This is a genomic window from Roseateles sp. So40a (assembly GCF_048081605.1).
Taxonomy (GTDB): Bacteria; Pseudomonadota; Gammaproteobacteria; order Burkholderiales; family Burkholderiaceae_C; genus Roseateles.
Genome location: NZ_CP182288.1, coordinates 1,556,967 through 1,581,765, shown reverse-complemented (window position 1 = coordinate 1,581,765; position 24,799 = coordinate 1,556,967). Strand labels below are relative to the sequence as shown.

General features: G+C 70.1%; 25 protein-coding genes and 1 pseudogene. 13 read left to right on the top strand and 13 right to left on the bottom strand.

The window, feature by feature from the left end; all coding sequences use genetic code 11:
• Positions 1-14: 14 nt before the first annotated feature.
• Positions 15-761 (top strand): 2OG-Fe dioxygenase family protein, encoded by a 747-nt coding sequence (locus tag ACNI65_RS07350; RefSeq protein WP_416762106.1) that lies wholly within the window; start codon positions 15-17, stop codon positions 759-761.
• On the opposite strand, the gene ACNI65_RS07345 is transcribed toward ACNI65_RS07350, so the two are convergent.
• Positions 748-1,020, bottom strand: coding sequence for a hypothetical protein (locus tag ACNI65_RS07345; protein WP_416762104.1), 273 nt, complete (start codon positions 1,018-1,020; stop codon positions 748-750). The two genes, ACNI65_RS07350 and ACNI65_RS07345, sit on opposite strands and share 14 nt — an antisense overlap.
• A gap of 26 nt (positions 1,021-1,046) precedes the next feature.
• Entirely contained in the window at positions 1,047-2,165 is a 1,119-nt protein-coding gene (locus ACNI65_RS07340; protein WP_416762103.1) for a hypothetical protein, read from the bottom strand.
• Positions 2,166-2,427: 262 nt separating this feature from the next.
• Here ACNI65_RS07340 and ACNI65_RS07335 point away from each other — a divergent pair, with 262 nt between their 5' ends.
• The gene (locus tag ACNI65_RS07335) at positions 2,428-3,537 is read left to right on the top strand and encodes a Glu/Leu/Phe/Val family dehydrogenase (RefSeq protein WP_416762102.1); all 1,110 of its coding nucleotides are present in this window, start codon (positions 2,428-2,430) and stop codon (positions 3,535-3,537) included.
• 71 nt (positions 3,538-3,608) lie between these two features.
• On the opposite strand, the gene ACNI65_RS07330 is transcribed toward ACNI65_RS07335, so the two are convergent.
• From ACNI65_RS07330 to ACNI65_RS07320, 3 genes and pseudogenes are all read right to left on the bottom strand, one after another.
• The gene (locus ACNI65_RS07330; protein WP_416763584.1) at positions 3,609-3,914 is read right to left on the bottom strand and encodes an MliC family protein; all 306 of its coding nucleotides are present in this window, start codon (positions 3,912-3,914) and stop codon (positions 3,609-3,611) included.
• A gap of 51 nt (positions 3,915-3,965) precedes the next feature.
• A pseudogene (locus tag ACNI65_RS07325) lies at positions 3,966-4,145 on the bottom strand (lysozyme inhibitor LprI family protein); the annotation flags it as partial.
• Positions 4,146-4,348: 203 nt separating this feature from the next.
• Positions 4,349-5,281 (bottom strand): LysR substrate-binding domain-containing protein, encoded by a 933-nt coding sequence (locus tag ACNI65_RS07320; protein ID WP_416762100.1) that lies wholly within the window; start codon positions 5,279-5,281, stop codon positions 4,349-4,351.
• Positions 5,282-5,424: 143 nt separating this feature from the next.
• Between ACNI65_RS07320 and ACNI65_RS07315 the strand changes: the two genes are divergently transcribed.
• From ACNI65_RS07315 to ACNI65_RS07280, 8 genes are all read left to right on the top strand, one after another.
• Positions 5,425-6,285, top strand: a complete 861-nt coding sequence (locus ACNI65_RS07315) for an FAS1-like dehydratase domain-containing protein (RefSeq protein WP_416762098.1) — start codon at positions 5,425-5,427, stop codon at positions 6,283-6,285.
• 59 nt (positions 6,286-6,344) lie between these two features.
• Positions 6,345-7,505, top strand: coding sequence for an acyl-CoA dehydrogenase family protein (locus ACNI65_RS07310; RefSeq protein WP_416762097.1), 1,161 nt, complete (start codon positions 6,345-6,347; stop codon positions 7,503-7,505).
• A gap of 10 nt (positions 7,506-7,515) precedes the next feature.
• Entirely contained in the window at positions 7,516-8,745 is a 1,230-nt protein-coding gene (locus tag ACNI65_RS07305; RefSeq protein WP_416762096.1) for a CaiB/BaiF CoA transferase family protein, read from the top strand.
• A gap of 52 nt (positions 8,746-8,797) precedes the next feature.
• Entirely contained in the window at positions 8,798-9,787 is a 990-nt protein-coding gene (locus ACNI65_RS07300) for a tripartite tricarboxylate transporter substrate-binding protein (protein WP_416762095.1), read from the top strand.
• 13 nt (positions 9,788-9,800) lie between these two features.
• Positions 9,801-10,691, top strand: a complete 891-nt coding sequence (locus tag ACNI65_RS07295) for an HpcH/HpaI aldolase/citrate lyase family protein (protein ID WP_416762094.1) — start codon at positions 9,801-9,803, stop codon at positions 10,689-10,691.
• Complete coding sequence (locus ACNI65_RS07290) at positions 10,688-12,061, top strand: MmgE/PrpD family protein (RefSeq protein WP_416762093.1); 1,374 nt, start codon at positions 10,688-10,690, stop codon at positions 12,059-12,061. The genes ACNI65_RS07295 and ACNI65_RS07290 overlap by 4 nt, the downstream gene beginning before the upstream one ends.
• Before the next feature lie 37 nt (positions 12,062-12,098).
• Entirely contained in the window at positions 12,099-12,782 is a 684-nt protein-coding gene (locus ACNI65_RS07285) for an SAM-dependent methyltransferase (protein WP_416762092.1), read from the top strand.
• A 138-nt stretch (positions 12,783-12,920) separates the two neighbouring features.
• The gene (locus ACNI65_RS07280; protein ID WP_416762091.1) at positions 12,921-14,807 is read left to right on the top strand and encodes an ATP-binding protein; all 1,887 of its coding nucleotides are present in this window, start codon (positions 12,921-12,923) and stop codon (positions 14,805-14,807) included.
• Positions 14,808-14,835: 28 nt separating this feature from the next.
• On the opposite strand, the gene ACNI65_RS07275 is transcribed toward ACNI65_RS07280, so the two are convergent.
• Positions 14,836-15,414, bottom strand: coding sequence for a DUF6624 domain-containing protein (locus tag ACNI65_RS07275; protein WP_416762089.1), 579 nt, complete (start codon positions 15,412-15,414; stop codon positions 14,836-14,838).
• 294 nt (positions 15,415-15,708) lie between these two features.
• Between ACNI65_RS07275 and ACNI65_RS07270 the strand changes: the two genes are divergently transcribed.
• The gene (locus ACNI65_RS07270; RefSeq protein WP_416762088.1) at positions 15,709-16,671 is read left to right on the top strand and encodes an IS110 family transposase; all 963 of its coding nucleotides are present in this window, start codon (positions 15,709-15,711) and stop codon (positions 16,669-16,671) included.
• A 72-nt stretch (positions 16,672-16,743) separates the two neighbouring features.
• On the opposite strand, the gene ACNI65_RS07265 is transcribed toward ACNI65_RS07270, so the two are convergent.
• Together ACNI65_RS07265 and ACNI65_RS07260 are read right to left on the bottom strand one after the other, a co-directional pair.
• Positions 16,744-17,007 carry a DUF2024 family protein gene (locus tag ACNI65_RS07265; protein WP_416762086.1) on the bottom strand — a complete coding sequence of 88 codons (264 nt, stop codon included), beginning with the start codon at positions 17,005-17,007 and terminating at the stop codon, positions 16,744-16,746.
• 103 nt (positions 17,008-17,110) lie between these two features.
• Positions 17,111-18,007 carry an AraC family transcriptional regulator gene (locus ACNI65_RS07260; RefSeq protein ID WP_416762085.1) on the bottom strand — a complete coding sequence of 299 codons (897 nt, stop codon included), beginning with the start codon at positions 18,005-18,007 and terminating at the stop codon, positions 17,111-17,113.
• Between the two features lie 176 nt (positions 18,008-18,183).
• On the opposite strand from ACNI65_RS07260, the gene ACNI65_RS07255 reads away from it, so the two are divergent.
• On the top strand, positions 18,184-18,744 hold the full coding sequence (locus tag ACNI65_RS07255; RefSeq protein ID WP_416762084.1) for a carboxymuconolactone decarboxylase family protein: 561 nt from the start codon (positions 18,184-18,186) through the stop codon (positions 18,742-18,744).
• A 79-nt stretch (positions 18,745-18,823) separates the two neighbouring features.
• Here the strand turns inward: ACNI65_RS07255 and ACNI65_RS07250 are convergent, their stop codons facing one another.
• Positions 18,824-20,272 (bottom strand): catalase, encoded by a 1,449-nt coding sequence (locus tag ACNI65_RS07250; RefSeq protein ID WP_416762083.1) that lies wholly within the window; start codon positions 20,270-20,272, stop codon positions 18,824-18,826.
• 504 nt (positions 20,273-20,776) lie between these two features.
• On the opposite strand from ACNI65_RS07250, the gene ACNI65_RS07245 reads away from it, so the two are divergent.
• The gene (locus tag ACNI65_RS07245; protein ID WP_416762082.1) at positions 20,777-21,601 is read left to right on the top strand and encodes an alpha/beta fold hydrolase; all 825 of its coding nucleotides are present in this window, start codon (positions 20,777-20,779) and stop codon (positions 21,599-21,601) included.
• A gap of 24 nt (positions 21,602-21,625) precedes the next feature.
• Here the strand turns inward: ACNI65_RS07245 and ACNI65_RS07240 are convergent, their stop codons facing one another.
• From ACNI65_RS07240 to ACNI65_RS07225, 4 genes are all read right to left on the bottom strand, one after another.
• Positions 21,626-22,003, bottom strand: a complete 378-nt coding sequence (locus ACNI65_RS07240) for a response regulator (RefSeq protein ID WP_416762081.1) — start codon at positions 22,001-22,003, stop codon at positions 21,626-21,628.
• A 129-nt stretch (positions 22,004-22,132) separates the two neighbouring features.
• A complete protein-coding gene (locus ACNI65_RS07235; RefSeq protein ID WP_416762079.1) occupies positions 22,133-23,122 on the bottom strand; it encodes a PAS domain S-box protein in 990 nt (329 codons plus the stop codon).
• A gap of 59 nt (positions 23,123-23,181) precedes the next feature.
• Positions 23,182-23,697, bottom strand: a complete 516-nt coding sequence (locus tag ACNI65_RS07230) for a pyridoxamine 5'-phosphate oxidase family protein (RefSeq protein WP_416762078.1) — start codon at positions 23,695-23,697, stop codon at positions 23,182-23,184.
• Between the two features lie 64 nt (positions 23,698-23,761).
• Positions 23,762-24,685 (bottom strand): PIG-L deacetylase family protein, encoded by a 924-nt coding sequence (locus tag ACNI65_RS07225; RefSeq protein WP_416762077.1) that lies wholly within the window; start codon positions 24,683-24,685, stop codon positions 23,762-23,764.
• Positions 24,686-24,799 lie beyond the last annotated feature (114 nt).

The following is a 24,799-nucleotide window of genomic DNA, read 5'->3' as shown; positions in this document are numbered from 1 at the left end:
CCATACTTGCGGACATGAAGCATTTCCCGCCGCCCTACTCCAGCGCCGCGCAGTTCGAGCAACAACTGCAGGACCTCGGCCACACGGTGATCGCGCCCGAGAGCCTGACGCACTGGCTGCACTGCCAGGCCAGCGAGCTGCGCGCGCTGCAGACCTACTGGAACGACCTGCCCCCCGACGCCTACCTGCGCGATGGCGGCAAGTACCGCTTCCGCCGGCATGCGAGCTTCGTGGTCGACTCGCAGGCCGATCCGTCGGTGCGGCTGGCGCCGCATCGCGCGCACTGGCAGCCGGTGGACTACAACGCGCTGCACGGCGGCCTGGAGCGCTGGTTCGAGCCGATGGACCCGGCGGCGGTCGACCTGCCGATCTGGCCGCGGCTGCTGCTGGGCCTGGCGGGGGTGGCCGACCGGCTCAAGGGCGCGCGGCCCTGGTTCGTCGAGGCGCACCAGTTCCGCATCGACACGGCGGGCGGCATCGGCCGGCCCACGCCCGAGGGCGCGCACCGCGACGGCGTGGACCTGGTGGCGGTGTTCATGCTGTCGCGCCACGGGATCAAGGGCGGCGAGTCGCGCGTCTTCGAGGCCGACGGCCCGCGCGGTCAGCGCTTCACGATGATGGAGCCCTGGACCTTGCTGCTGCTGGACGATGAACGCGTGATTCACGAGACCACGCCGATCCAGCCGATCGAGCCCGCGCACGCCGGCCACCGCGACACGCTGGTCGTGACCTTGCGGGCGGACGCCTTCATGGGTCGCTGAGCGATCGGTACCCGGGCGGGCGGACCAGTTGCAGCCGCAGCTGACGATGATCGCCGGAGGAACAACTGAGCACCCTCCAGCCGTTCCAACGTGGCAGGCTCCGCGTCTTCAGATTGCCTGCGCCGTCATCCGTGAGTTCCAGGATCATCTCGAAGCGATTGCCCAGCATGCCGCGCCGGTCGTGGAAATCGATGAAGGTGGAGATCAGATCGCGTGACGCCGCGCTCCAGCGTCTCGTTGAGCCGTGCTTGTCGAACACTTGGCGCACATCCAACACATGGCCGGTCAGGCCCAGGTGGGGGTGAATACCCCCTCGTTGCGGTCCAGGCTCTCCTGGATGATCCGGCCGGCCTGTTCGCGATCGCCGCCGCGCGCGGCAAACGCCTCGACCAGCGGAATCACATGGCAGGCACGAATGGGGACGCCCGACTTGCGTCCCTCATCGAGGAAGCACCGCGCCTCGCGCAGGTCCTTGCACGCGATGCAGGCCACGATCGCCTTCGCGAGGGTCTCGGTGTCGAAGCGGCAACCGCATCGTCTCATCGCCCTCGCATGGCGCAGCGACCGGGCGAAGTCCTGAGATCGGCCGCAGGCCATGAGGATCTCGTCATAGCCTTGCTGCGCGAGCGCACGGTCGGACATCGCCTGAGGAAACAGACCCTGCATCCTCTCGAAGACCTGCCCGGCGCGCAGCCCGCGATGCTCTTCTCCGAACGCCTGGATCAACATGGCGTAGCTGTTCATCGTCGGAAGGTTGCGATCATCCTCAGCCCGCACGGCGCACAGGAGGGCCCAGGCGCCATCGGTGTCGCCCTCGCCGATCAGGCGCTGCACAAGCGTCTCGCAGCGCGCGGCATGGAAGTCGCCAACTTCGCTCACGGCATCCTGGCCCGTCCCTGACGCGCACGCACGAGGGGGCTTGGCCTGATCGACAACGCCGGTCGCGTCGGCGGACAGACGAGGCGCCCACCAGGCCGCCAACCGCCGCAATCCAGGATCCGCGGCCAGCTCCAAATGGGCATCCCGATCCAGCCCGGACGGCAGTTGAGGCGGCGACAGCAGATCCAGGGCGTCGCGCAGTCGACATCGCAGCAGCAGGAGCGCCACGCGCAAGCCGCCGTACGGCAACAGGTCGGTGTCGGTCATGCATTGGAGATAGCGATCCAGCAGCCCGCGCGCCCATGCCGCGTCGGAGGAATGTCCAGGCAATCTTCCCGGCGGGACGGCGCGCAAGGCGTAGGGCTTCCTCAGCGACTCCAGCGCGGCCTCGAACGCCGGTCGAAGCGAGGTCGGCACGACGTAGCGCTCTTGCGAATGTCGCGGCTCCCTCAGCCCGCCGCGAATCCTGTCGATCGCCGCGATCCGCTCCCTCACCGAAGCGCGGCAGAACGCGTCCCCGGACATGCCGCCCGGTCTCGACGTCGTGGAAACCGCCGGGGGCGGCGGGAAGCAGGTCGGTGGAGGGGCACAGGGAAACATGGGGAGCTTGCGGCGAATGCGAGGCGCGGTCAGTCCCGCTCTGGCGTGGGGAGTTCACGGGGTCTCGCAGAGCGAGGCGACTACACTGTCGGCCTCGCGCGCCACAAGCGTGCGATGCCCCGGAGGCCTGGTGCCGCCGGACTTCTCGCGGATCTGATCCGCTCAAGCATCACAAGTGCAGGTTCACATGAACGCCCTGACCGACATCGCCCGCGCGCTGGCCGCCGGATCGTCCGACTCCCTCCCCTCCTCGCTCTTCGGCCTGCCCGACCAGGCCCCGCACGAACGCGTGCTGCTGGCCGCCGATCCGGTGACCGGTCTGAAGGCGATCCTGGCGGTGCACAGCACCGCGCGCGGCCCCGCCTTCGGCGGCTGCCGCTTCTGGAGCTACGACAACGAGCTGGCCGCGCTGAACGACGCGCTGCGCCTGTCGCAGGGCATGAGCCTGAAGAACGCGCTGGCCAACCTGCCCTTCGGCGGCGGCAAGGCGGTGATCCTGAAGCCGCAAGGCGACTTCGACCGTGCCGCGCTGTTCGCGGCCTTCGGCCGCGCGGTGCAATCGCTGCAAGGCGCCTACATCACCGCCGAGGACGTCGGCACGACGACGGCCGACATGAAGGGCATGATGGCCCACACCTCGTACGTGTCGGGCATCCCGCGCGAAGGCGCCTTCGGTGGCGACCCGAGCCCCAAGACCGCGTACGGCGTGTTCGTGTCCATCGATGAAGGCGTCAAGCGCGTGATGGGCCGCCAGTCGCTGGAAGGCGTGCGCGTGGCGCTGCAAGGCCTGGGCGCCGTGGGCTGGCACCTGGCGGAGTACCTGCACAAGGCGGGTGCCAAGCTGGTGGTCGCGGACGTGAACGCCGAGAAGGTCGCGCGCGCGCAGACCGAGCTGGGCGCCAAGGCCGTGAGCGTGACGGAGATCCTGGCTGCAGACGTCGATGTGGTGGCGCCGTGCGCGCTGGGCGCGACGCTGAACGCGCAGTCGATCCCGGCGCTGAAGGCGGTGCTGATCGCCGGCGCGGCCAACAACCAGCTGGCCACGGCCGCTGACGGCGACGCGCTGCAGACGCGCGGCATCACCTACCTGCCGGACTATCTGGTCAACGCGGGCGGCATCATCAGCGTGGCGCGCGAGTACCGCAACGAGGGCGAGGAAGGCGCGGTCATGGCCGAGGTCGGCCAGATCCGTGGCCGCGTGGCCGAGCTGCTGGACCGCGTGAAGACCAGCGGTCAGACGACGCCGGCGCGCGAAGCGGACGCCTGGGCGCGCTCGCTGCTGGTGAAGCCGGCCTGATCGATCCCTCGATCAACCGCTCGGATCGCTGATCCGAGCTGCCGAGACGGCGCCCTGCGGGGCGCCGTTTTTCATGGCGCGGTGTCGGTGCACTCGGCCCCGGGCGCGCCGGGCAGCTCGAGCCGATAGTCGCGGCCCTTGTTCCACAGCAGGTAATCGCCCCCTGCGAGCTTGCCGCCGTAGCGCGCGCCCGACGCGCTGACGAGGTGGTCGAGCACGACGCTGCCCTGCGCGGTGCGCAGCACGACGGCGCCCGGATCGCTGTTGACGAAGGTGACGACGACCTCGCCCTCAACGGTCGGGCAGCGCAGGGGCAGCGGCCCGATGGCGAGGGCTTTCTCGCCGCGCTTGGCGTCCTGCCGGCGCGCATCGGGCAAGGCGCGCAGCTCGGCGATGCGCAGCGCGTAGGCATCGCGGACGCAGCGGCGCGCATCGTCGCTCTTCCAGCAGTCGTCGCGGCCCTTGATCCAGCCGCGCTGCATGGCCTTCAACTCGGGATGGCGCTTCGCGTCGGGGCCCGTGCTCGCCAGGCCATAGAGCCGGGCGATCTCGCGGTCGAGCCGGGCCAACTCGGCGTCCTTGCACACGAGCTGCTGCGCCTGGCCGCTGGCCTTGGCGCAGTTGAAGCTGGGCGCGGTGGCGGCCGGCTTCGCCGCAGGCGCCGTGGCGAATCAGGATTGAGCCAGCGCAAGCAGCGCAGCCGTGATGACAGTCGATCGGATGAGCATCGTGGAAGTCTCCGTGGAACGAGGCGAGCTTAGACGAGACGGCCGACTGATAGTTCGACGTGGACCATCGCGAAACGCCGCGCTCAACCGCCCTTCCCCACCCACTTCGCCGGCCACCTTCCGTCCTTCACCATCTCCATCGCGACTTCGGTGACCAGCCCCATCACAGCATTGGTCGCCGAGGTCGCGGGCCGCGTCACGCTGGTGGCGATCACCACCCGGCGGACCATGTGCGCGCTCGCGATGTCGCGCCCGCGCAGGCGTCCCGCGGCGATCTCGTCCGCCGCGGACCCCAGCGGCAGGATGGTCCCGCCCAGCCCCGCCTCCACCGCGCGCTTCACGCTGTTCAAGGCCTCGATCTCCGCCACCACGTTCAGCCGCACGCCCTCTTTCAGGCAGGCCTCGTCAATGATCCGCCGCAGCCCGTGATCCGGCCCGGGCAGGATCAGCGGCCAGTCCGCGAGCGCCGCCAGCGTCAGCTTGCGTGGCACCGGCCGATCGCCCGGCGTGCTGATCAGCGCCAGCCGGTCCTCCATCAGCAGCCGCTTGGACAAGGCCGGATCCGGCGCGTCCCCATACAGCAGCGACAGGTCCAGCCGACCGCCCTGCAACCACTCGCGCAGGAAGCCGCTGTAGCCCTCGACGATGCGCAGCGTCACCTGCGGGAAGCGCTCGCGGCAGGCGCTCAGCAGCGGCACCGTCGCGATCAGGCCCGCCGTCGTCGGCAGGCCCAGACTCACCGCGCCCCTCGGCTCGGCATCGGTCGCGCGCACCGCCTCCCTCGCTCGGTCCGCATCGGCGAGCACCACCCGCGCGTGCTCCAGGAACACCCGCCCCGCCTCGGTCAACGCCATGCCGCGGCTCGATCGGTCGAAGAGCTTCACCCCCAGCCCGTGCTCCAGCGCCGCGATCTGCTGCCCCAGCGCGGGCTGCGCGACGTGCAGCCGCGTGGACGCCTTCAGCAGGCTGCCTGCCTCGCAGACACCGACGAAATAGCGCAGTTGGCGGAACTCCATATAGCTGATCTCCGTATAGCCCGTAGCTCGATGAAGTATTTCACAGCTACCCCGGCGCTCACCAGAATCGCCCCCAGCCCTGCCGCATGCGCCACCGAGGTGGTCCCGGCGCACCGACGAAGCGGGGTCACGCAGGAGACGGCATGAGCCTGGACATCGAGCATCTGCGCGGCTGGATCGGCCGCGAGGAACGGACGGAGGACGTCGCCACGGCCGCGCCGGCGCGCGGACTCGCCGCGACGTTGGACCGCGACGACCCGCCGCCGCGCGGCGGCGATGCGCTCCCGCCGCTCAGCCATTGGCTCTACTTCCTGCCCGCGCATCGACAGTCCGACATCGGTCCCGACGGCCATGCGCGCCGCGGCGGCTTCCTGCCGCCGGTCCCGCTGCCCCGGCGCATGTGGGCCGGCAGCCGGCTCGACTTCCTCGCCCCGCTGCGCGTCGGTCAGGCGATCACGCGAACCTCGCGCATCGCCGACGTCAACGTCCGCGAGGGCCGCACCGGCACGCTCGTCTTCGTCAAGGTGGAACACGCGATCCACGCCGACGGCGCGCTGGCGATCCGTGATCACCACGACATCGTCTACCGCGACCTGCCCTCGCCCGCCGACACCACCGCCAACGCCTCGCCGCGCATCGCCGCCCCCACCGACGCCACCTGGACCCGCTGCATCACCCCCGACGACGTGCTGCTGTTCCGCTACTCGGCGCTGACCTTCAACGGCCACCGCATCCATTACGACCGCGCCTACGTGACCGGCGTGGAGGGCTATCCGGGCCTGATCGTGCACGGCCCGCTGATCGCCACATTGCTGCTGGACCTGCTGCGCCGCGAGCTGCCCGACGCCGTCGTGCGCGGCTTCAGCTTCAAGGCCGTGGCGCCGACCTTCGACACCGCCCCCTTCTTCGTCTGCGGCCGCCACGACGGCGGCAGCACCGTGCGCCTGTGGGCGCGCGACGCCGATGGGCAACTCGCCATGGAGGCCAGCGCCACGCTGGCCTGAAGGCAACTCGCGCCACCGCCTCCGATCCCCGATTCCATCGACATTCCAGGACGACACCGATGTTCAACGAACCCGACGAGCACCAGGAGATCCGCGACGCGATCCGCGCGTTGTGCAAGCAGTTCCCTGACGAGTACTTCCGCGAGGTCGACGAGCACAAGGCCTATCCCGTCGCTTTCGTTGACGCGCTCATCGAGGCCGGCTGGCTCGCCGCGATGATCCCCGAGGCCTGGGGCGGCACCGGCCTGGGCCTCACGGCGGCGTCGGTGATCATGGAGGAGATCAACCGCTGCGGCGGCAACGCCGGCGCGGTCCACGGCCAGATGTACAACATGGGCACGCTGCTGCGCAACGGCAGCGCCGCGCAGAAGGACAAGTACCTGCCCGACATCGCCGCGGGCAAGCTGCGCATCCAGTCGATGGCCGTCACCGAGCCCACCACCGGCACCGACACCACGAAGATCAAGACCACCGCCGTCAAGAAGGACGGCCGTTATGTCGTCAACGGGCAGAAGGTCTGGATCTCGCGCGTGCAGCACTCGGACCTGATGATCCTGCTGGCGCGCACGACGCCGCTGGCCGACGTCAAGCGCAAGTCCGAGGGCATGTCCGTCTTCATCGTCGACCTGCACCAGGCGATCGGCCACGGCCTGTCCGTGCGGCCCATTCCCAACATGGTCAACCACGAGACCAACGAGCTCTTCTTCGACAACCTCGAGATCCCCGAGGAGAACCTCATCGGCGAGGAAGGCCAGGGCTTCCGCTACATCCTCGACGGACTCAACGCCGAGCGCACGCTGATCGCCGCCGAATGCATCGGCGACGCCTACTGGTTCATCGAGCGCGCCCGCAAGTACGCCACCGAGCGCGTCGTCTTCGACCGCCCCATCGGCCAGAACCAGGGCGTGCAGTTCCCCATCGCCGATGCCTTCATCGAGACCGAGGCAGCCAACCTGATGCGCTTCGACGCCGCCCGCCGCTTCGATGCCCACCTGCCTTGCGGCGCCCAGGCCAACATGGCCAAGTACCTCGCCGCCAAGGCCTCGTGGGAAGCGGCCAACGTCTGCCTGCAGACGCACGGCGGATTCGGCTTCGCCAACGAGTACGACGTCGAGCGCAAGTTCCGCGAGACGCGGCTCTACCAAGTCGCGCCGATCTCCACCAACCTCATCTACTCGTACGTGGCCGAGCACCTGCTCGGACTGCCGCGGTCGTTCTGAGGAGCCGGCGATGTTGTCCCCCACCGCTGCCGCTGCTTCAGCCACCGCGCCGCGCCCGCTCGACGGCATCAAGGTCGTCACGCTGGAACACGCGATCGCGGCGCCCTTCTGCACGCGCCAGCTCGCGGACCTGGGCGCCCGCGTGATCAAGATCGAGCGCCCCGGCACCGGCGACTTCGCCCGCGCCTACGACGAGCGCGTGCGCGGCCTGGCCTCGCATTTCGTGTGGACCAACCGGTCCAAGGAAAGCCTCACGCTCGACGTCAAGCACCCGCAGGCGCGGGCCGTGCTGCGCGAGCTGCTGGCCGACGCCGACGTGCTGGTCCAGAACCTGGCGCCGGGCGCCGCGGCACGCCTGGGCCTGAGCTTCGAGGCCCTGCATCCGCTGAATCCGCGCCTGATCGTCTGCGACATCTCCGGTTATGGCGACGACCCAAAGCGGCCCGGCCCGCACCGCGACCGCAAGGCCTACGACCTGCTGATCCAGAGCGAGTCGGGCTTCCTCTCGGTGACCGGCGACGAGGACGCGCCGGCCAAGGCGGGCTGCTCCATCGCCGACATCGCCGCCGGCATGTATGCCTACAGCGGCATCCTGTCGGCGCTGCTGCAGCGCCTGCGCACCGGCCTGGGCAGCCGCATCGACGTGTCCATGCTCGAGAGCATGGTCGAGTGGATGAGTTATCCGCTCTATTACGCCTTCGACGGCGCATCGCCGCCGCCGCGCGCCGGCGCCGCGCACGCGACCATCTATCCCTACGGCCCCTTCCCCGCCGGCGACGGCCGCACCGTGATGCTGGGCCTGCAGAACGAGCGCGAGTGGCTGGCCTTCTGCCGCGAGGTGCTGCGCGACGAGGCGCTGGCCACCGACGAGCGCTTCATCTCCAACTCCCGGCGCACCGCGAATCGCGAGGCGCTGCGCGCGCGCATCGTGGAGAGCTTCAGCGCGCTCAGCGCCGACGAGGTCATGCAGCGGCTGGACCAGGCGCAGATCGCCAACGCGCGGGTCAACGACATGCGCGACGTCTGGTCGCATCCCCAGCTGCAGGCCCGCGCGCGCTGGCGCGAGGTGGACACGCCGCAAGGACCGATCCCCGCGCTGCTGCCGCCGGGCCGCAACGACGCCTTCTCGCCGCGCATGGACGCGGTGCCGGGGCTGGGCCAGCACACCGACGCGATCCTGGCCGAGCTCGGCCGCGACGCCGCACAGATCCGAGCGCTCCACGCAGAGGGCGCCGTGTAGCGGGCCGACCGGCCCGGAGTTCCCATCGAAGGACAACGTCAGGAGACATCAGATGACCCGCGGATTCCTCCACTCGGCCGTGATGGCCACCGGCCTCGCCGTGTCGCTGCTCGCCACCGGCGCGGCGCACGCCGACACCTATCCCTCGCGACCGATCACATTGATCGTGCCCTTCGCCGCGGGCGGGCCCACCGACGTCGTGGCGCGCGCGATCGGGGCGTCGATGCAGAAGACGCTCAAACAGACCATCGTCATCGAGAACAAGGTCGGTGCTGGCGGCACGATCGCCGCGGCGGTCGTCGCCAAGGCGCAGCCCGACGGCTACACCTTCCTCATCCACCACAACGGGATGGCCACCGCGCCCTCGCTGTACCGCAAGCTCTCCTACAACCCGCTGACCGACTTCGAGTACGTGTCCCAGGTCGTCGACGTCCCCATGACGCTGATCGGCCGCAAGGACCTGCCGGCCAAGGACTTCAAGGAGCTGCTGGTCTTCCTCAAGACCAAGGGCAGCGCGGTGAACCTCGCGCATGCCGGCCTGGGCGCGGTGTCTCACCTGTGCGGCATGCAGCTGCGCCAGGCGGTGGGGGCGGAGATGACGACCATCCCGTACCAGGGCACGGCGCCGGCGATGGCCGCGCTGCTCGCGGGCCAGGTCGACGTGCTGTGCGACCAGACCACGCAGACCACCGGCCAGATCAAGGCCGGCGCGGTCAAGCTCTACGGCGTCACGACGCCCACGCGGCTGCCGACGCTGCCCGACACGCCGACGCTGGCCGAGCAAGGGCTGGCCGGATTCAAGGTCGTCGTCTGGCACGGCATCTACGCGCCCAAGCACACGCCCAAGGTCGCGATCGACGCGTTCGGGCAGGCGCTGCGCGCCGCGCTCAAGGACCCGGTCGTGGTGCAGCGCATGACGGAACTCGGCGCGGTCATCCCGTCCGACGACCGGCTCACGCCCGCCGGCCTGCAGTCCTGGCTGACCGAGGAGGTCCATCGCTACGGACCGCTGATCAAGTCGGCCGGCCAGTTCGCGGATTGAGGAGCGTCCTCACGTGACCGAGCACAGCGTCCTCGGCGATACCGCCCATCGCATCGCCAATCGCATCGCCGACGGCCGCTCCTTCCTGTTCGTGCCAGGCGACCGGCCTGAGCGTTTCGCCAAGGCGATCGCCAGCGGCGCGGATGCGGTGATCCTCGATCTCGAGGACGCTGTCCCGCCCGAGCGCAAGTCCACGGCGCGGGAGGCGGTGCGGGTCTATCTGCAGGAACGTGACGCGCACGGCGTGCCCGTGCTCGTGCGCATCAATGCCGCGTCGAGCGCGTGGTTCCAGGCGGACATCGATGCGCTGACCGAGACCACGCCCGATGCGCTGATGGTGCCGAAGGCGGAGTCCGCGGACGCGTTCGCCGCGCTCGCTCGAGCGCTGCCCGGCGTGCCGCTCGTGCCGCTCGTCGAAAGCGCGCGGGGACTGGTCGAGCTGCACGCGATCGCGTTGGCGCCGGGCGTCGCGCGCCTCGCGCTGGGCCACATCGACTTCATCGCCGATATGGGCATGTCGCCCTCCGACGAGGAGGCCGAGCTCACCCCGCTGCGCTTCGCGCTCGCGGTGGCCAGCCGCGCGGCGGGTCTGCCGCCGCCGATCGACGGCGTCACCGTCGCCATCGACGATCCGGACCGCCTGCACCTCGACGCGCAACGGGCTCAGCGGCTGGGCTTCACGGCCAAGCTCTGCATCCATCCGAGACAGATCGCCGCGCTGCATGCGGCGCTGCGGCCCGGCGATGAGGCCATCGCCTGGGCGAAGCGCGTGATCACGGCCGATGCCGCCGCCGGTGGCGCGGCCTTCCAGCTCGACGGCCGCATGGTTGATGCGCCGGTCGTGCTGCAGGCGCGACGCATCGCGGCCCAACACGCCCGCTACTCCGAAGAGGACTCCCGATGAGCCATTCCCATCCCAGCCATCCCAGCCAAACGCTGGCCGACTTCGCCGCCGGGCTTCGCCCCAGCGACATTCCCGCACCGGTGATGCGCCGCACCGAGGACCTGTTCCTCGACTGGTTCGCCTCGGCGCTGGCCGGCAAGGGCGCGCGGCCGGTGGAGACGCTGGCGCGCTTCTGGGCCTCGCAGGGACCCGCGGACGGCCCGTCAGAGGTGCTGATCCATCGCCGCGGCAGCAGCCCCATGGTCGCTGCGGCCATCAACGCGGCGGCCTCGCATCACGCCGAGCAGGACGACGTGCACAACGGCTCGGTCTTCCATCCGGCGACCGTCGTGTTCCCCGTGGCCCTGGCCGTCGCGCAGGCGCTGGGCCGCAGCGGGCGCGAGCTGCTCGCCGCCAGCGTGGCGGGTTACGAGGTCGGTATCCGCGTCGGCGAGTACCTCGGCCGCCCGCATTACCGGATCTTCCACACGACGGGGACGGCCGGCTCCATCGCCGCCGCCGCGACCGCGGGGCATCTGCTCGGCTTGAGCGCGGCGCAGATGCTGCATGCCTTCGGATCGGCGGGCACGCAGGCCGCCGGCCTGTGGGAGTTCCTGCGCGACGCGGCCGACTCCAAGCAGCTGCACACGGCGCATGCGGCTTCGACCGGGCTCGCGTCGGCCTACCTCGCGGCGGACGGGTTGACCGGCGCGCGGCAGATCCTCGAGGGTCCGCAGGGCATGGCCGCGGGCATGTCCGTGGACAGCGACCCAACGCGCCTGACCGACGGCCTGGGCACGCGCTGGGCGACGGCGGAGACCTCGTTCAAGTACCACGCGTCCTGCCGCCACACGCATCCCGCGGCCGACGCGCTGCTGCAGGCGCTGCGCGATCACGGCCTCACGGCGGACGACATCGAGCACGTCGAGACCTTCGTCCACCAGGGTGCGATCGACGTCCTGGGGCCGGTGACGGATCCGCAGACGGTGCATCAGGCCAAGTTCTCGATGGGCACGGTGCTGGCGCTCGCGGCGCTGCACGGCCATGCGGGGGTCGGCGAGTTCGACGCCGGCTACCGCGCGCAGCGCGTGCGCGACTTCGCGGGCCGCGTGCGCATGACGCTGGACGCGGAGGTCGATGCCGCCTATCCGCGCCGCTGGATCGGCAAGGTCGAGGTCACGACGCGCGACGGCCGCCGGCTGAGCGGCCGCGTCGACGAGCCCAAGGGCGACCCGGGCAACACGCTGAGCCGTGCCGAGCTCGAAGCGAAGGCGCTGACGCTGGGCGGCTATCGCGACGGCGCGACGCCCGCGGAACTGCGCGAGGTCTTCGCGCGCGTGTGGGCGCTGGACAGCGACGCGCCGGTGGGCAGTTGGCTCACGGCTGTTTGATGGGGGCCGCCTGATCATGGCCGCCGATCCGTCGAGGATGCCGACGCCAGAGCCGGCGGCGATCGCCCCCTTGCGCGACTTCTGGGATCGGCGCTACGGGGCGGAGGATTACGCGTACGGCACCTCGCCCAACGACTTCCTTGTCGCAGCCACCAGCGCGCTGCCGCTGACCGGCGCGCGGGTGCTGTGCCTGGCCGATGGCGAGGGGCGAAACGGCGTGTGGCTCGCGTCGCGCGGCGCGCGCGTGACTTCGCTGGACATTTCTCCCGCCGGGGGCGCCAAGGCGCGTCGGCTCGCGCAGGCGCGCGGCGTCGAGATCGAGACGATCGAGGCGGACGTGTGCGCGTGGGATCTCGGACAGACCCGATGGGACCTGATCGTTTCCATCTTCCTGCACCTGCCGCCCAAGCCGCGCGCGGCGCTGCATGCGCGCTGCCTGCGCGCGCTCGCGCCGGGCGGCCGCTTCGTCTTCGAGGCCTATGGCTCGGGCCAACTGGGCCGCGGCACGGGCGGGCCGAAGGAGGCCTCGCTGCTGGTCTCGTTGCCGCGCCTGGAGCAGGAGGTGGCCCCGGTGATCACGCCCATCACGGCCGTCACGGCGCCGCGCTTCGATGTCGCGCTGCGCTTCCAGGGCGAGCGCCTGGTGCGCGAGGGCCCGCTGCACGACGGACTGGCCGAGGTGGTCCAGTGGGTGGTCGTGGCCAGCGGCGCTACACCTTGAAGGAATGAGGGGACGCCGGGGCACGGAAGTTGCCCTGGGGACCGATATGCTGCGGTCCGCGCCGAACGCCTCCAGGGGTCTCTTGCGGCGCGAGCGCCGGCCCATGCCGGCTGTCCGGGCAGTCCAGGGAGTCGGTCCATGGTCATCGAGAGGCATTGGCTGCGCTGGCCCGCGGCCGCCTTGATCTTCGCCGCCACGACGTGGCTCAACCTGCAGCTGCAGCCGATGCTGGACGGACGCGCGCCGCTGCTGCCCTATTTCCCCGCGCTGGTGATCGTTGGCCTGGCCTTCGGCCTGGGGCCCGCGTTGGCCGTGGTGATCACGGGCAGCCTGGCCATCCTGTACTTCTGGATCGAGCCCGTCGGCCACTTCTTTCCGATCAACACGCTCGCGGACGCGGTGCTGGTGGCGCTGTTCCTGGTGACCGGGTCGCTCGTGGGGGCGGTGTCGGCATGGGCCGGCCGTCTGATGCGCAAGGAGCGCGACAGCCGCCGGCGGTTGAGCCTGGCGCTGGCCGCCGGGCGCATGGTGACCTGGGACTGGGACGCGGAGACCGGGTTCGCCTCCACCGCGGGCGGCGTGCAAGTGCTGTTCGGCCGCAAGTGGAACTCGCTGGAGGACGTGCTGTCGGACATGGCACCGGCGGATGCCGCCCGGTTCCGCGAGCGTTACCGCTATGCGACGGAGAGCGGCGGCCGTTTCAGCCTCGTGTGTCCGATCACTCGCGCCGACAACGGCGAGATCGTCTGGACGCAATTCGACGGCTACGTCAGCCTGGACGCCAAGGCCCGCGCGCTGCATGCGTACGGCGTTGCGGTGGACGTGACGACGCAATGGATGGCGCAGGAGGAGTTGCTGCGGGAGAGCCGTCGCAAGGACGCGTTCCTGGCGACGCTGGCCCACGAGCTGCGCAATCCGATGGCGCCCATCCGCTACGCGGTGGCGATGCTGCGGCAGCCCGGCGCCGACGCGGCGCGCGTTCAGGCGACCGAGGCGATCGAGGTGATCGGGCGGCAGTCGGCGCACATGGCGCGGCTGCTGGATGACCTGCTCGACATGAGCCGCGTGACGCGCAACGTCGTGGCGTTGCGCCGCGAGGTGCTGGACCTGCGGGGCGTCGTACGACAGGCGCTGGAGGCGGTGCAGCCGCTGTATCGCGAGCTGGCGCATCGGGTGGTGCTGTCGCTGCCCGACGAGCCGGTGCCGGTCGACGGCGATCCGACGCGGCTGCAGCAGGTGCTGGGCAACCTGCTGGACAACGCAGCGAAGTACAGCCCGGTGCCGGGCGAGGTGCGCGTCGACGTGACGAGCGACGACGGGACCGCGCAGGTCGTGATCACCGATCGCGGCGTGGGCATCGCGATGGACCGGCAGGCCGGCGTGTTCGAGCTGTTCACGCGCATCGACGCGCCGGGCGCGCCGTCCGGGCTGGGCATCGGGCTGGCGGTCTCGCGGCAGCTGATGCAGCTGCACGAGGGCAGCGTCAGCGTCGAGAGCGAAGGTCTCGGGCACGGCAGCCGCTTCATCGTCCGGCTGCCCGCCGTGGCTCAAGACCGGTTGCCGCGGGCCGAGGAGCCGGTGGTGTCCGTGTCGCCTGAGGCCGCGCCCGCCCCCGCGCCGCGCGATGACACACCGGTGCTCGACGAGACGGACGTGCTGGTGGTCGACGACAACGAGGACGGGGCCAACACGTTGGCGGAGGTGTTGCGCGGAGCGGGTTATCGGCCGGCGGTGGCCTTCAGCGGCGAGGAGGCCTTGTCGTGCTTCGATCGGCTGAGGCCGAGGGCGATCTTGCTGGACATCGGCCTGCCGGGGATCTCGGGGCTGGACGTGGCGAAGCGGCTGCGGGCGGTGGCGGGACCGGAGGTGCTGTCGCTGATCGCGATCACCGGCTGGGGCCAGCGCGCGGATCGCGAGGCCACCTCGGCCGCGGGCTTCGACGCCCACCTCGTCAAGCCCGTCGAGTTCGGCGAGCTGGAGGACGTGATGCAGCGACTGCTGCAGGGGGCGCGCGTGGCGCCGTGACGTCGACGCTCGCGGGACCGCCTCGCCCTCAGCGCGCGTCGAATCGCCGCTGCGCCTCGGAGAGGTACTCGGACAGCGGTTGCAGATCGTGGGCGGCGCGCCGCTGGTCGACGTTCGCGGGATCGTCGATGGGCAGGGGCGTCATGCGGCCATCGACTGCCTGCAGTTGCGTTCCGAAGCGCTGAGGCCGCTGCCGATTCGACAGGATGCGATCGGTGAGGTAGGCCACCTGCCGGCGCGGCGCGGCACCTTGATCGGCCGCGCGACGCAGCGCGCGCAGCGCGGTTTCCTGGAACGCGACATCGTCGTCCGCGTGTTGCGCCAGCATCCACGCGGCCTTGGCGGCTTCCTCGCCCCACACGCGTTGATCCGGCCATCCACACACGCGCAGCAGCGCGCCGAAGTCACGCGCATGCCGGGCGCCAAGCGTTTCCATCGCATTGATGAGGCGGCGCTCGTCGGCGATGACGCCGCCCATTGCGCTGCGGACCGCCTGATCGGCGGCGAGCCAGTCGACGAGGCGATGGCCGTAATCGGCGGGACAGGCGGTTCCCGCGTGCGCGATCGAGCCAGCCGCCATCAGGGTCCACACGCACCAGTGCTTCATGCCCGAGTCTCCCTGCGCCGCGAGCGCGGCGTCACGCGAGGCACTCTAGCCTAGGCGCTCTGGACAACTGAAGCTGAGAGAGGGTTCGTGCGGAGGCCGCTGGCCCTCACCCCTCCCTTGTATGTAGCAAAGTAGACCCTGGCCGCCACAGGCCGATCCTCCCAGGGTAGGCGCTGAGGCGTCATGCCGAGGGAGAGCGAGGGTCGTGGCGGCCTATCTCGGTCGCCGTGACGGATAGCCCGAACGGTTGTGAGGTCCATCGAGGCCGTATCGAACACAAGGAAGGGCACTGTCATGAGCGACGAGATCTTCGTTGGCGTCGACGTTTGCAAGGCTTGGCTGGATACGGCCCAGGTGTGCAGCTCAAGCGCCGCTGTGCCAGGCGAGCTGACTGCGAGAGTGAACAACGATGAGGCCGGGCGCGCAGAGCTGGTGAATCAGCTCAAGCGCCTGTCGCCGACGTTGGTGGTGTTGGAAGCCACCGGCGGTTTCGAGGCAGCGTTGGCCAGCGAGTTGTGCGCGGCAGGCATTGCGGTAGCCGTGGTCAATCCCAAGCGAGTGCGCGACTTCGCCCGATCAATGGGCGTTCTTGCCAAGACAGACCGGCTGGACGCACGGGTGTTGGCCAAGTTTGCTTTGGCCGCCCGTCCCCAGGTGTACGCGCTACCCGACGAGACTCAGCAGGAGATCACCGAGCTCGTGGATCGACGTGCGCAGCTGGTGACGATGCGCGCGCAGGAGAAGAACCGCTTGGCCACGGTCAAGCACGTGGCGCGTACGAGCGTGCGACACCACATCGAGTGGCTGGACAAGAGGATCAAGGAGATCGACAAGGATCTGGACGGTCGCTTGAAGGACTCGACGATCTACCAGCCCAAGTACGAGCTGTTGGACAGCGTGCCGGGCATCGGCCGAGTCACGATCTCTACGCTGCTGGGACGCCTGCCTGAGTTGGGGACTCTGAACCGCAAGCGCCTGGCGGCGCTGGTGGGGCTGGCGCCGATGGCCGATGACAGCGGCAGACGGCACGGTCAGCGCTACATCCAGGGCGGACGGGCAGACGTGCGCGCGGTGCTGTACATGGCTGCACTCTCCGCCAGAAGGTGCGACGGGCCGATCAAGGACCTGTACTCGCGCCTACGCGCCTCAGGCAAGCCCTACAAGGTCGCCATGACCGCGTGCATGCGCAAGCTGCTGATCATCCTCAACGCCATCCTCAAGTCCGGCCAACCATGGAGGCTCATCGAGAGCGCTTGACAAGGTTGCTCTCCCGCAAGCGGGCGAGGGCGATCGGTGGGTGCTCTTCGGACGGCATCACCCGATCCACCATCAATCGCAGTTGGCCAGCTCGATGATCGCGAAGCCCTCGCGCGCGATCTCCTCGATCACCGGTTCCGGCGCGGTCTCCATGTGGCAGAAGCGGCACTCCTCCGCCGAAAGCCGCACCGCGGGCACGCCCTTGGCATCGAGGTAGATCCGGCCGAAGGCCAGCACCTGCTCCAGCGCGCGCGAGGCGCCCGGCACCAGGATGTCGAAATGCATCAGGCGGCCATCCGGACGGGTGACGTAGGTGTCGAACACGGCGATCTTCATGGGGTTCACATCAGACAGGAGTTGGGGTGAGCCAGTGTCCCGTCGCCCCGCCGCATGAACGCGCCTCATCGTCCAGCACACGCATCGAATCGTCCGCGGGCCCTCAGCCCTCTGCCCCCTGCCCCACCACCGCCTGCTTCCACTCGCGCGGCGAGCGTCCCACGCGCTGCGTGAACACCCGCGACAACGCCGACGCATTCGCATAGCCGAGCTGATCGGCGATCTGCTTGATCGGACGGCCCAGCCGCAGCTGCTCCTGCGCCAGGCTCAATCGCCAATCGGCCAGATAGGCGGCCGGCGCCTGCCCCACCAGATCGCGGAAACGCGCCGCGAAGGCACTGCGTGACATGCCCGCGCGCTCGGCCATGCGCTCCAACGACCAGGCGTCGCCCGGCGCCTCATGCACCGCCGCGAGCGCCAGCGCCACGCGCGGATCCGACAGTCCCGACACCAGGCCCGGCTGCACGCCGGCCTCCGCGGGATGGTCGAGCAACCAGCGCAGCAGCTGGATCAGCACGACCTCGAAGAGCCGGTCCGCCAGCAGCCGATGCCCGCAACGCGCGCGCTCGGTCTCCGAGAACAGCAGCTGCAGCGACAGCTCCAGCCCCTGCACCCGGGCCAGCGGCAGCAGCACCAGCGGCGGCAGCGCGCGCACCAGCGGATTGAGCGCGCCGCCGTCGAACTCGAGCTCCGCGCAAGTGAAGTCCGATCCCTCGCGCGGCGGGTTGCGGAACTCATGCGCGACCGGACGCGGATAGAAAAGCAGCGAGGGCTCGTCCACGCGCAGCTTGCGCGGCAGACCCGCGCCGGCCGGATGACGCAGTTCCATCTCGCCGCGCTGCATCACGTGCAGGAAGCCCCGGCCCGGCAGCGGATCGAAGGGATTGATGCCGCACAGCGGCCCGACATGAAACAGCCGCGCGCGCACCCGGAAGTGCTCCAGCAGCGAGGACAGGCGGTCCGCCGACGCGGCGGCTGGCAATGGATCGGACGTGCTCATGGGGATGCTCACGGTCGCCTCTATGGACGTTTGGATATGTTTATCGGATGAAACGCATCCAATCCTACTCCACCCTCGCCCACACTTCATCCCAGCGGCAAACGCTGCGAGCCACCCACCGGAAGGACCGGCGCGGTCTCGCCAACGACTTCAACCTCATCCTGAAAGGAATTGCCATGACTGCCACCTCCACCACCGCCCGCGTCGCCCTCGTCGATCCCAAGCAAGCGCAGGGCGACGTCAAGGTCGCGCTCGACCAGATCCAGGGCGCCTTCGGCGCGACGCCGGCGATGTTCCGCGCCGTCGCCAACTCCTCCGCCGCGCTCAAGAGCCTGTGGGGCAGCTTCGGCGCGCTGGGCGGCGGCGTGATCCCCGCCAAGCTCGGCGAGCAGATCGCCGTGGCCGTCGCCGATCGCAATGCCTGCGAGTACTGCCTGGCCGCGCACACGATGCTGGGCCGCAAGGCCGGCGCCAGCGCCGATGAGATGGCCGCGGCGCAGGCCGGCGAATCCGCCGATCCGAAGACCGCCGCCGCGCTGCGCTTCGCGCTGAAGGTCGTCACCGACCGCGCCCAGATCGGCGATGCCGACGTGCAGGCGCTGCGCGAGGTCGGCTTCGACGACGAGGCCATCGTGGAGATCCTCGCGCACGTCGCGCTCAACCTGTTCACGAACTACGTGAACGTCGCGTTCGCCGTGCCGGTCGACTTCCCGTCGGTGAAGTTCCGCCGCGCGTGAGCGCGGGGCGTCGCGCCGGCATCGGCCGTCACGGCCAGGACGACCCGGACCGCCGGGCCGGCCAGGCCGGACCTCACGATCAGCCGCGCGACGCCAGCTGCTTCTCGAGCGCATCACGCACGCCCGCGCCGTAGGCGGGGTCGGCTTGCGTGCAGTGGGCGATGTGGCGCCCCTGCACGTCGGCATCGGCCCCGCCCAACGCGCGGGCGGTATTGTCGAAGAGCGCCTGCCGCTGCGCCGCATCCATCAGCCGGAACAGCAGACCGGGCTGCGTGAAGTAGTCGTCATCCAGGCGATGGTCCCAATGGGCCGCGGCGCCGTCCAGCGCCAGCGGCGGTTCATGCAGCTGCGGATGGTCCTGCCAGTCGCCGCGGCTGTTGGGCACGATGGCCGGCACCGCGCCGGCGTTGCCGTCGGTGCGCATCGCCCCGTCGCGGTGGTAGCTGTGGAACGGGCACTTGGGCGAGTTGACCGGGATCTGGTGGTGATTCACACCGAGCCGGTAGCGTTGCGCGTCGCCGTAGCTGAACAGCCGCGCCTGCAGCATCTTGTCGGGCGAGAAGCTGATCCCCGGCACCACGTGGGCCGGCGAGAACGCCGACTGCTCGACCTCCGCGAAGTAGTTGTCGGGATTGCGGTTGAGCTCGAGCTCGCCGACCTCGATCAGCGGCGCGTCCGCGTGCAGCCAGACCTTCGTCAGGTCGAAGGGGTTGTAGGGCAAGGCGCGCGCGGCGGCCTCGCTCAGCACCTGGATGTAGAGCGTCCAGCGCGGGAAGTCCGCGCGGTCGATCGCGTCGAAGAGATCGCGCTGCGCGCTCTCGCGGTCCCCGGCGATGACCTGCGCCGCGGCGTCATCGGTGAGGTTGCGGATGCCCTGCTTCGACTTGAACGTGAACTTCACCCAGTGGCGTTCGTTGTCGGCGTTGATGAAGCTGAAGGTGTGGCTGCCGAAGCCGTGCATGTGGCGATACCCGTCCGGCAGGCCGCGGTCGCTCATCACGATGGTGACCTGGTGCAGCGCCTCGGGCAGCAGCGTCCAGAAGTCCCAGTTGTTCTGCGCGCTGCGCAGGTTGGTCCGCGGATCGCGCTTGACCGCGTGGTTCAGGTCGGGGAAACGCAGCGGGTCGCGCATGAAGAAGACCGGCGTGTTGTTGCCCACCAGGTCCCAGTTGCCTTCCTCGGTATAGAACTTCACCGCGAAGCCGCGGATGTCGCGCTCCGCATCGGCCGCGCCGCGCTCACCGGCCACGGTGGAGAAGCGCAGGAAGACGTCGGTCTGCTTGCCGATCTGCGAGAACAGCTTGGCCCGCGTGTAGCGCGTGATGTCGTGCGTGACGGTGAAGCGGCCATAGGCGCCGGAGCCCTTGGCATGCATGCGACGCTCGGGGATGACCTCGCGGTCGAAATGCGCGAGCTTCTCCAGCAGCCAGACGTCCTGCAGCAGCGCGGGTCCGCGCGGGCCCGCGGTCTGGATGTTGAGGTTGTCGACGACGGGCGCGCCGTGCGCGTGGCTGATGGGTCGGTTCATGGATGGGGCCTCCCTGGCGTGGTGGATCCGCCGAGGGCGGACAGCCCCGACAAGATGCGCGCGGGCGCGCCGTCTGTCCTCCCCCAGGTGGCCGATCACGACTCCCTCCCGCGGATCGCCCCCATTCGGAAGAGCCCCCATTCGGGAGAGCCTCGGGGGGATCCACCGATCCCCCCGCGGGGGGCCTCACGGGGCGATGGCCCGCGGGGCGCGGGCGGGGACGATGCCGAGGCACTGTCGGCGCGTCGCCGCCAGGCTCGCGACGGCCCACGGGCCAGGAGGCGCAACGTGTCCGGACCCCAGAACGATCCATCCCTCACCCCCGACGGCGGAGCGCGCCCACCCGGCGCGTCCCAGGGCGCGACCCGCCGGGAGGTGCTGATCACCGCGGCCCAGGGCGCGGCGATCGCCGCCTTGCCGCTGGGCGTCCTGGGCGCCTGCGCCGCCGGCCCGGGCGGCACACCCACCCTGCCCGCCTCAGCCCCTGTCATCAAAAGGAAGACCATGAGCACCATCACCACCAAGGACGGCACCCAGATCTATTACAAGGACTGGGGCAGCGGCCCGGTCGTCAGCTTCAGCCACGGCTGGCCGCTGACCGCGGACGCCTGGGAAGCGCAGATGTTCTTCCTGGCCAGCAACGGCTTCCGCTGCATCGCGCACGATCGCCGCGGCCATGGGCGTTCCAGCCAGCCGTGGAACGGCAACGAGATGGACACCTATGCCGACGACCTGAACGAGCTGTTCACCCAGCTCGACCTCAAGGGCGTGACGATGGTGGGGCACTCCACCGGCGGAGGCGAGGTCGCCCGCTACATCGGCCGACACGGCACGAAGCGGGTGTCGCGCGCGGTGCTGATGGGGGCCGTGCCCCCCATCATGGTGAAGTCGCCCAACAACCCGGGCGGGCTGCCGATGGAGGTCTTCGACGGCTTCCGCAAGGCCTACCTGGCCGACCGCGCACAGTTCTTCCTCGACGTGGCCAGCGGTCCGTTCTTCAACTTCAACCGCCCCGGCGCGAAGGTCTCGCAAGGGCTGATCCAGTCGTGGTGGCACCAGGGCATGCTGTCGGGCCACAAGAACGCCTATGACTGCATCAAGGCCTTCTCCGAGACCGACTTCACCGAGGACCTCAAGAAGTTCGACGTCCCCACGCTGATCATCCACGGCGACGACGACCAGATCGTGCCCATCGGCGGCTCGGCGCTGCTGTCGCACAAGCTGGTCAAGGGCTCGCAGCTGAAGATCTACAAGGGCGGCAGCCACAGCCTGGGCGACACCGCCAAGGACGAACTCAACCAGGACCTGCTGAAGTTCCTGAAGTCGTGAGCGTCCGCCGCCGGGCGCGTCGGATCATTCCGCCATCCACGCGCTCGCGGCCAGCGTGCTGAGCTCCTCGACCAGGCGTTCGAAGTCGCACGCCTTGTCGTAGAAACCATCGGCACCGCAGGACAGGACGCGCGGCTCGAAGACCGCGCGGTCCTCCGCGCTCAGCACCAGGATGCGACCGCGAAAGCGCGCGGCGCGCAGCCGCTCGATCACACCCAGTCCCGATCCGCCCTCGATGCTCAGGTCCACGAGCACCACGTCCGGCGCGCTCAGCGCGATGGTGCTGACGGCGGCGTTCTCGCTGGAAGCCTGGCTGACCACGGTGATCGAGGACTCCGCCTGCAGGCGGGTCACCATCAGACGGCGCAAGAGCGCGTTGTCTTCAATGACTGCGACTTTCATCTGGTGTTCTCCCTGTATGGCTTCAATGATGGGAGATGGCTCACCGGATTGCGAGGCCGCCGGGGCCCCAGTCAGGGTGGGCTGCCGCGCCGACCGCCGGTCAGGCGATCGCCTACAGGCCGCGGACCGTCAGGACGGCCCGCCTGGCAAGTCCTCAATCTTGAGGATGAATTCGTCGCCCGAGGCCGCGTCCTCTCGCGCGCACAGGCGCAGACGCTTGCGCCGGGTGATGCCCGCCAGCCGCAGATCGAGCTCCAGGTCCACCGACTCGCCCGCGAGCGCATGCTCGATCGCGGACTCCGCGCCGCGCCGCGCGCTGGCATCGCGCAGGAAGGCCGTGGCGCCGGTGCCGCCGCTCATGCGCAACGGCGCGACGAAGAGCTCCACCGGCAGGCGATGCCCGAGCTTGTGGATCGCATCGACCTCGAAGCGCCTTCCCAGCACCGGGCCCTCGCCCGTGATCTGCAGCCGCGACATGCCGCGCAGATGCGCGCTGCGCATCTCGGGCGGGATGATCAGCTCATGCAGCGGGCGACGGATGGCCTCGGCATAGGTCCAGCCCAGCGTGCGCTCGGCCTGCCGGTTCCACTCGGTGATGAGCCCGTCGGGATCGATGCTCAGGAACGCATCCGGGCTGCTCGCGAGCGCGCTGCGGAAGGCGGCATCCGCGGCGGCCTTGGTGAGCGCGGTCACGGGCGCGACGGCGGGTGTAGCAGCGGGCGCGACGTCGGCCGGCTGACCCAGCGTGTGCCGCGCATCCCAGGCGGGGCGCTCCTCCACGGACACGCTGTGCGTGTGCTTGATCAGCTTCTGATCCTCGAGCGTGCCTGCCGCGATCTCCACGACCTGCGCGTCGTCACCGACGAATCGGAAGAGCTGCGTGGCGCAGGCCGGGCAGAACTGACGCGTCGCCCCGTCGGCATCGAGCCACGCATGCAGCTCGCCGTTGACGCGCAGCGTCACGCGGTCCGCGCTGAGCCAGGCCATGCCCGCTCCGCCGGACGATCGCCGGCAGATGGCGCAGTAGCACACGGCGGCTTCGAGGTCGGCGGCGCCGTGGACGGCGTATTCGGCGCGTCCGCACGCGCACCGACCGCGAAGGAGCAGGGGCGACATCATCGGGCGATCCTATCCAAGGACCGCCCGTGCCCGCTAGCCCCCGGCGCGTGCCGCAATGCCTACTTCATGCGGACTTCGCCGGTCTCGCCGAGGTCCTTGGGCGGCTTGCCGGTGACGGCCGCCTTGGCCATCGCATAGAGCTGCGTGAGCTTGGAGGACTTCACGTCCCAGTAGCTCGCATGGCTGATGCGCACCCGCACCAGCACGAGGTCCGGATCGTCGACGCCCTGGGGGAACCACGCCTCGGCGGCCTTGTTCCACAAGGCCTGCCGGCGCGAGCGGTCCTCATCGGGTCCGGCCATGCCGGAGACCGAGACATAGCTGTCGGCACTCGCATCGGCGAACACCACGTTGACCTGCGACGAGTGCGCCACGTCCGCGTAGGGATCGCCGCTGCGCGACATGAAGAACCACAGGGACTCGCCCTCGTCGATGTCCTTGTTCTGCAGCGTCATCGGCCGCGAATGCAGATGGCCGTTGGCATGGTGGGTCGTGAACATCCCGAACTTGATGTCCTTGATCAGCGTCCACAGCTTGTGTCGGCGTTCGGTGTCTGACAGCGCTTGATCGGTCATGGGGAGCTCCTTGAAGTGATGAGCCCTTTTGAGCAAGCCCCGCTCCCGACGCGCTATCCGGGCGTCAGGCCTCCGACACCAGCACGAACTCGAAGGGCCGCATCAGCCGGTTCACCGCCTCGGGGAACAGCACCGGCGCGCGATCGTCATCGGCCAGCAGCTGGCTGCGATGCGCGGCCAGCGCGCTGCGCTTGTCCCGCAGCGCGCGCGCGTTGAGCGGCAGTCGGCGCAGCCGGTGCCAGGGCACGGCCACGTCACCCGGCTGCGCCCAGTGCCACGCCCACACGGGGATCTCCAGCAGCGTGGCGCCCGCCCAGGCCGCGGCCCGCGCGCAGGCGCGTCCGGTCGCGTCATGGTCCGGATGGCCGTCATGGCGCCAGGTCGTGACGACGACATCGTCGGGCCGCAAGCGCTGCGTCAGCATCAGCGCCAGGCGCTCCTCGTGCGCGGTCACGTCGGCATCGGGCAGCGCGAGCGCATGGACCGGCACGTGCAGGCCGAGTCGACGCAGGCCCGACATGCGTTCCGCGCGGCGTTGCGTCGCGAGCCGGTCCGGCGTCCACCGCGGCGAGCCCGGGTGGCTCGCTTCGCCATCGGTGACGGCGACGAGTTCCACCGGGGCCGGCGTGGCGCGATGCGGCGGGAGTTGCGCGCGATGCCGCGCCACCAGCAGCGACAGCAGGCCGCCACAGCTCAGCACCTCGTCATCCGGATGCGGCGCGACGACGACCAGCCGGCGGCCGTCCGGCACCAGTTCGTCCAGCGAGGTCAGCGGGGACGCCCACAAGGGCCGCCATTGGCGCCACGCCCATTCGGGTGTGCCCTGCCCCTCCAGCGAATGCCCTCGCGGGAGGGACGGCCCCGCATCGCCCAGGGTGGGACCGAAGCTCGGCCCCCGCAGGTCGTCATCGGGGAAATCCGTCATGCCCAGGCCACGCGGAGCGGGCGAGGCGGCGGGGAAAGCAGCGTGTTGCGGCAAGGCTTCCATGCTGAGGCGTCTCCTTCCTGAGGGGGCGCGCTCGACGCCGCGTGAATCGCGGTCGCCCTGGCGCGCCTGGCCCAGTGTTTGGCAAGACGCCTGCCAGGGCCCCCTCCCAAAGGG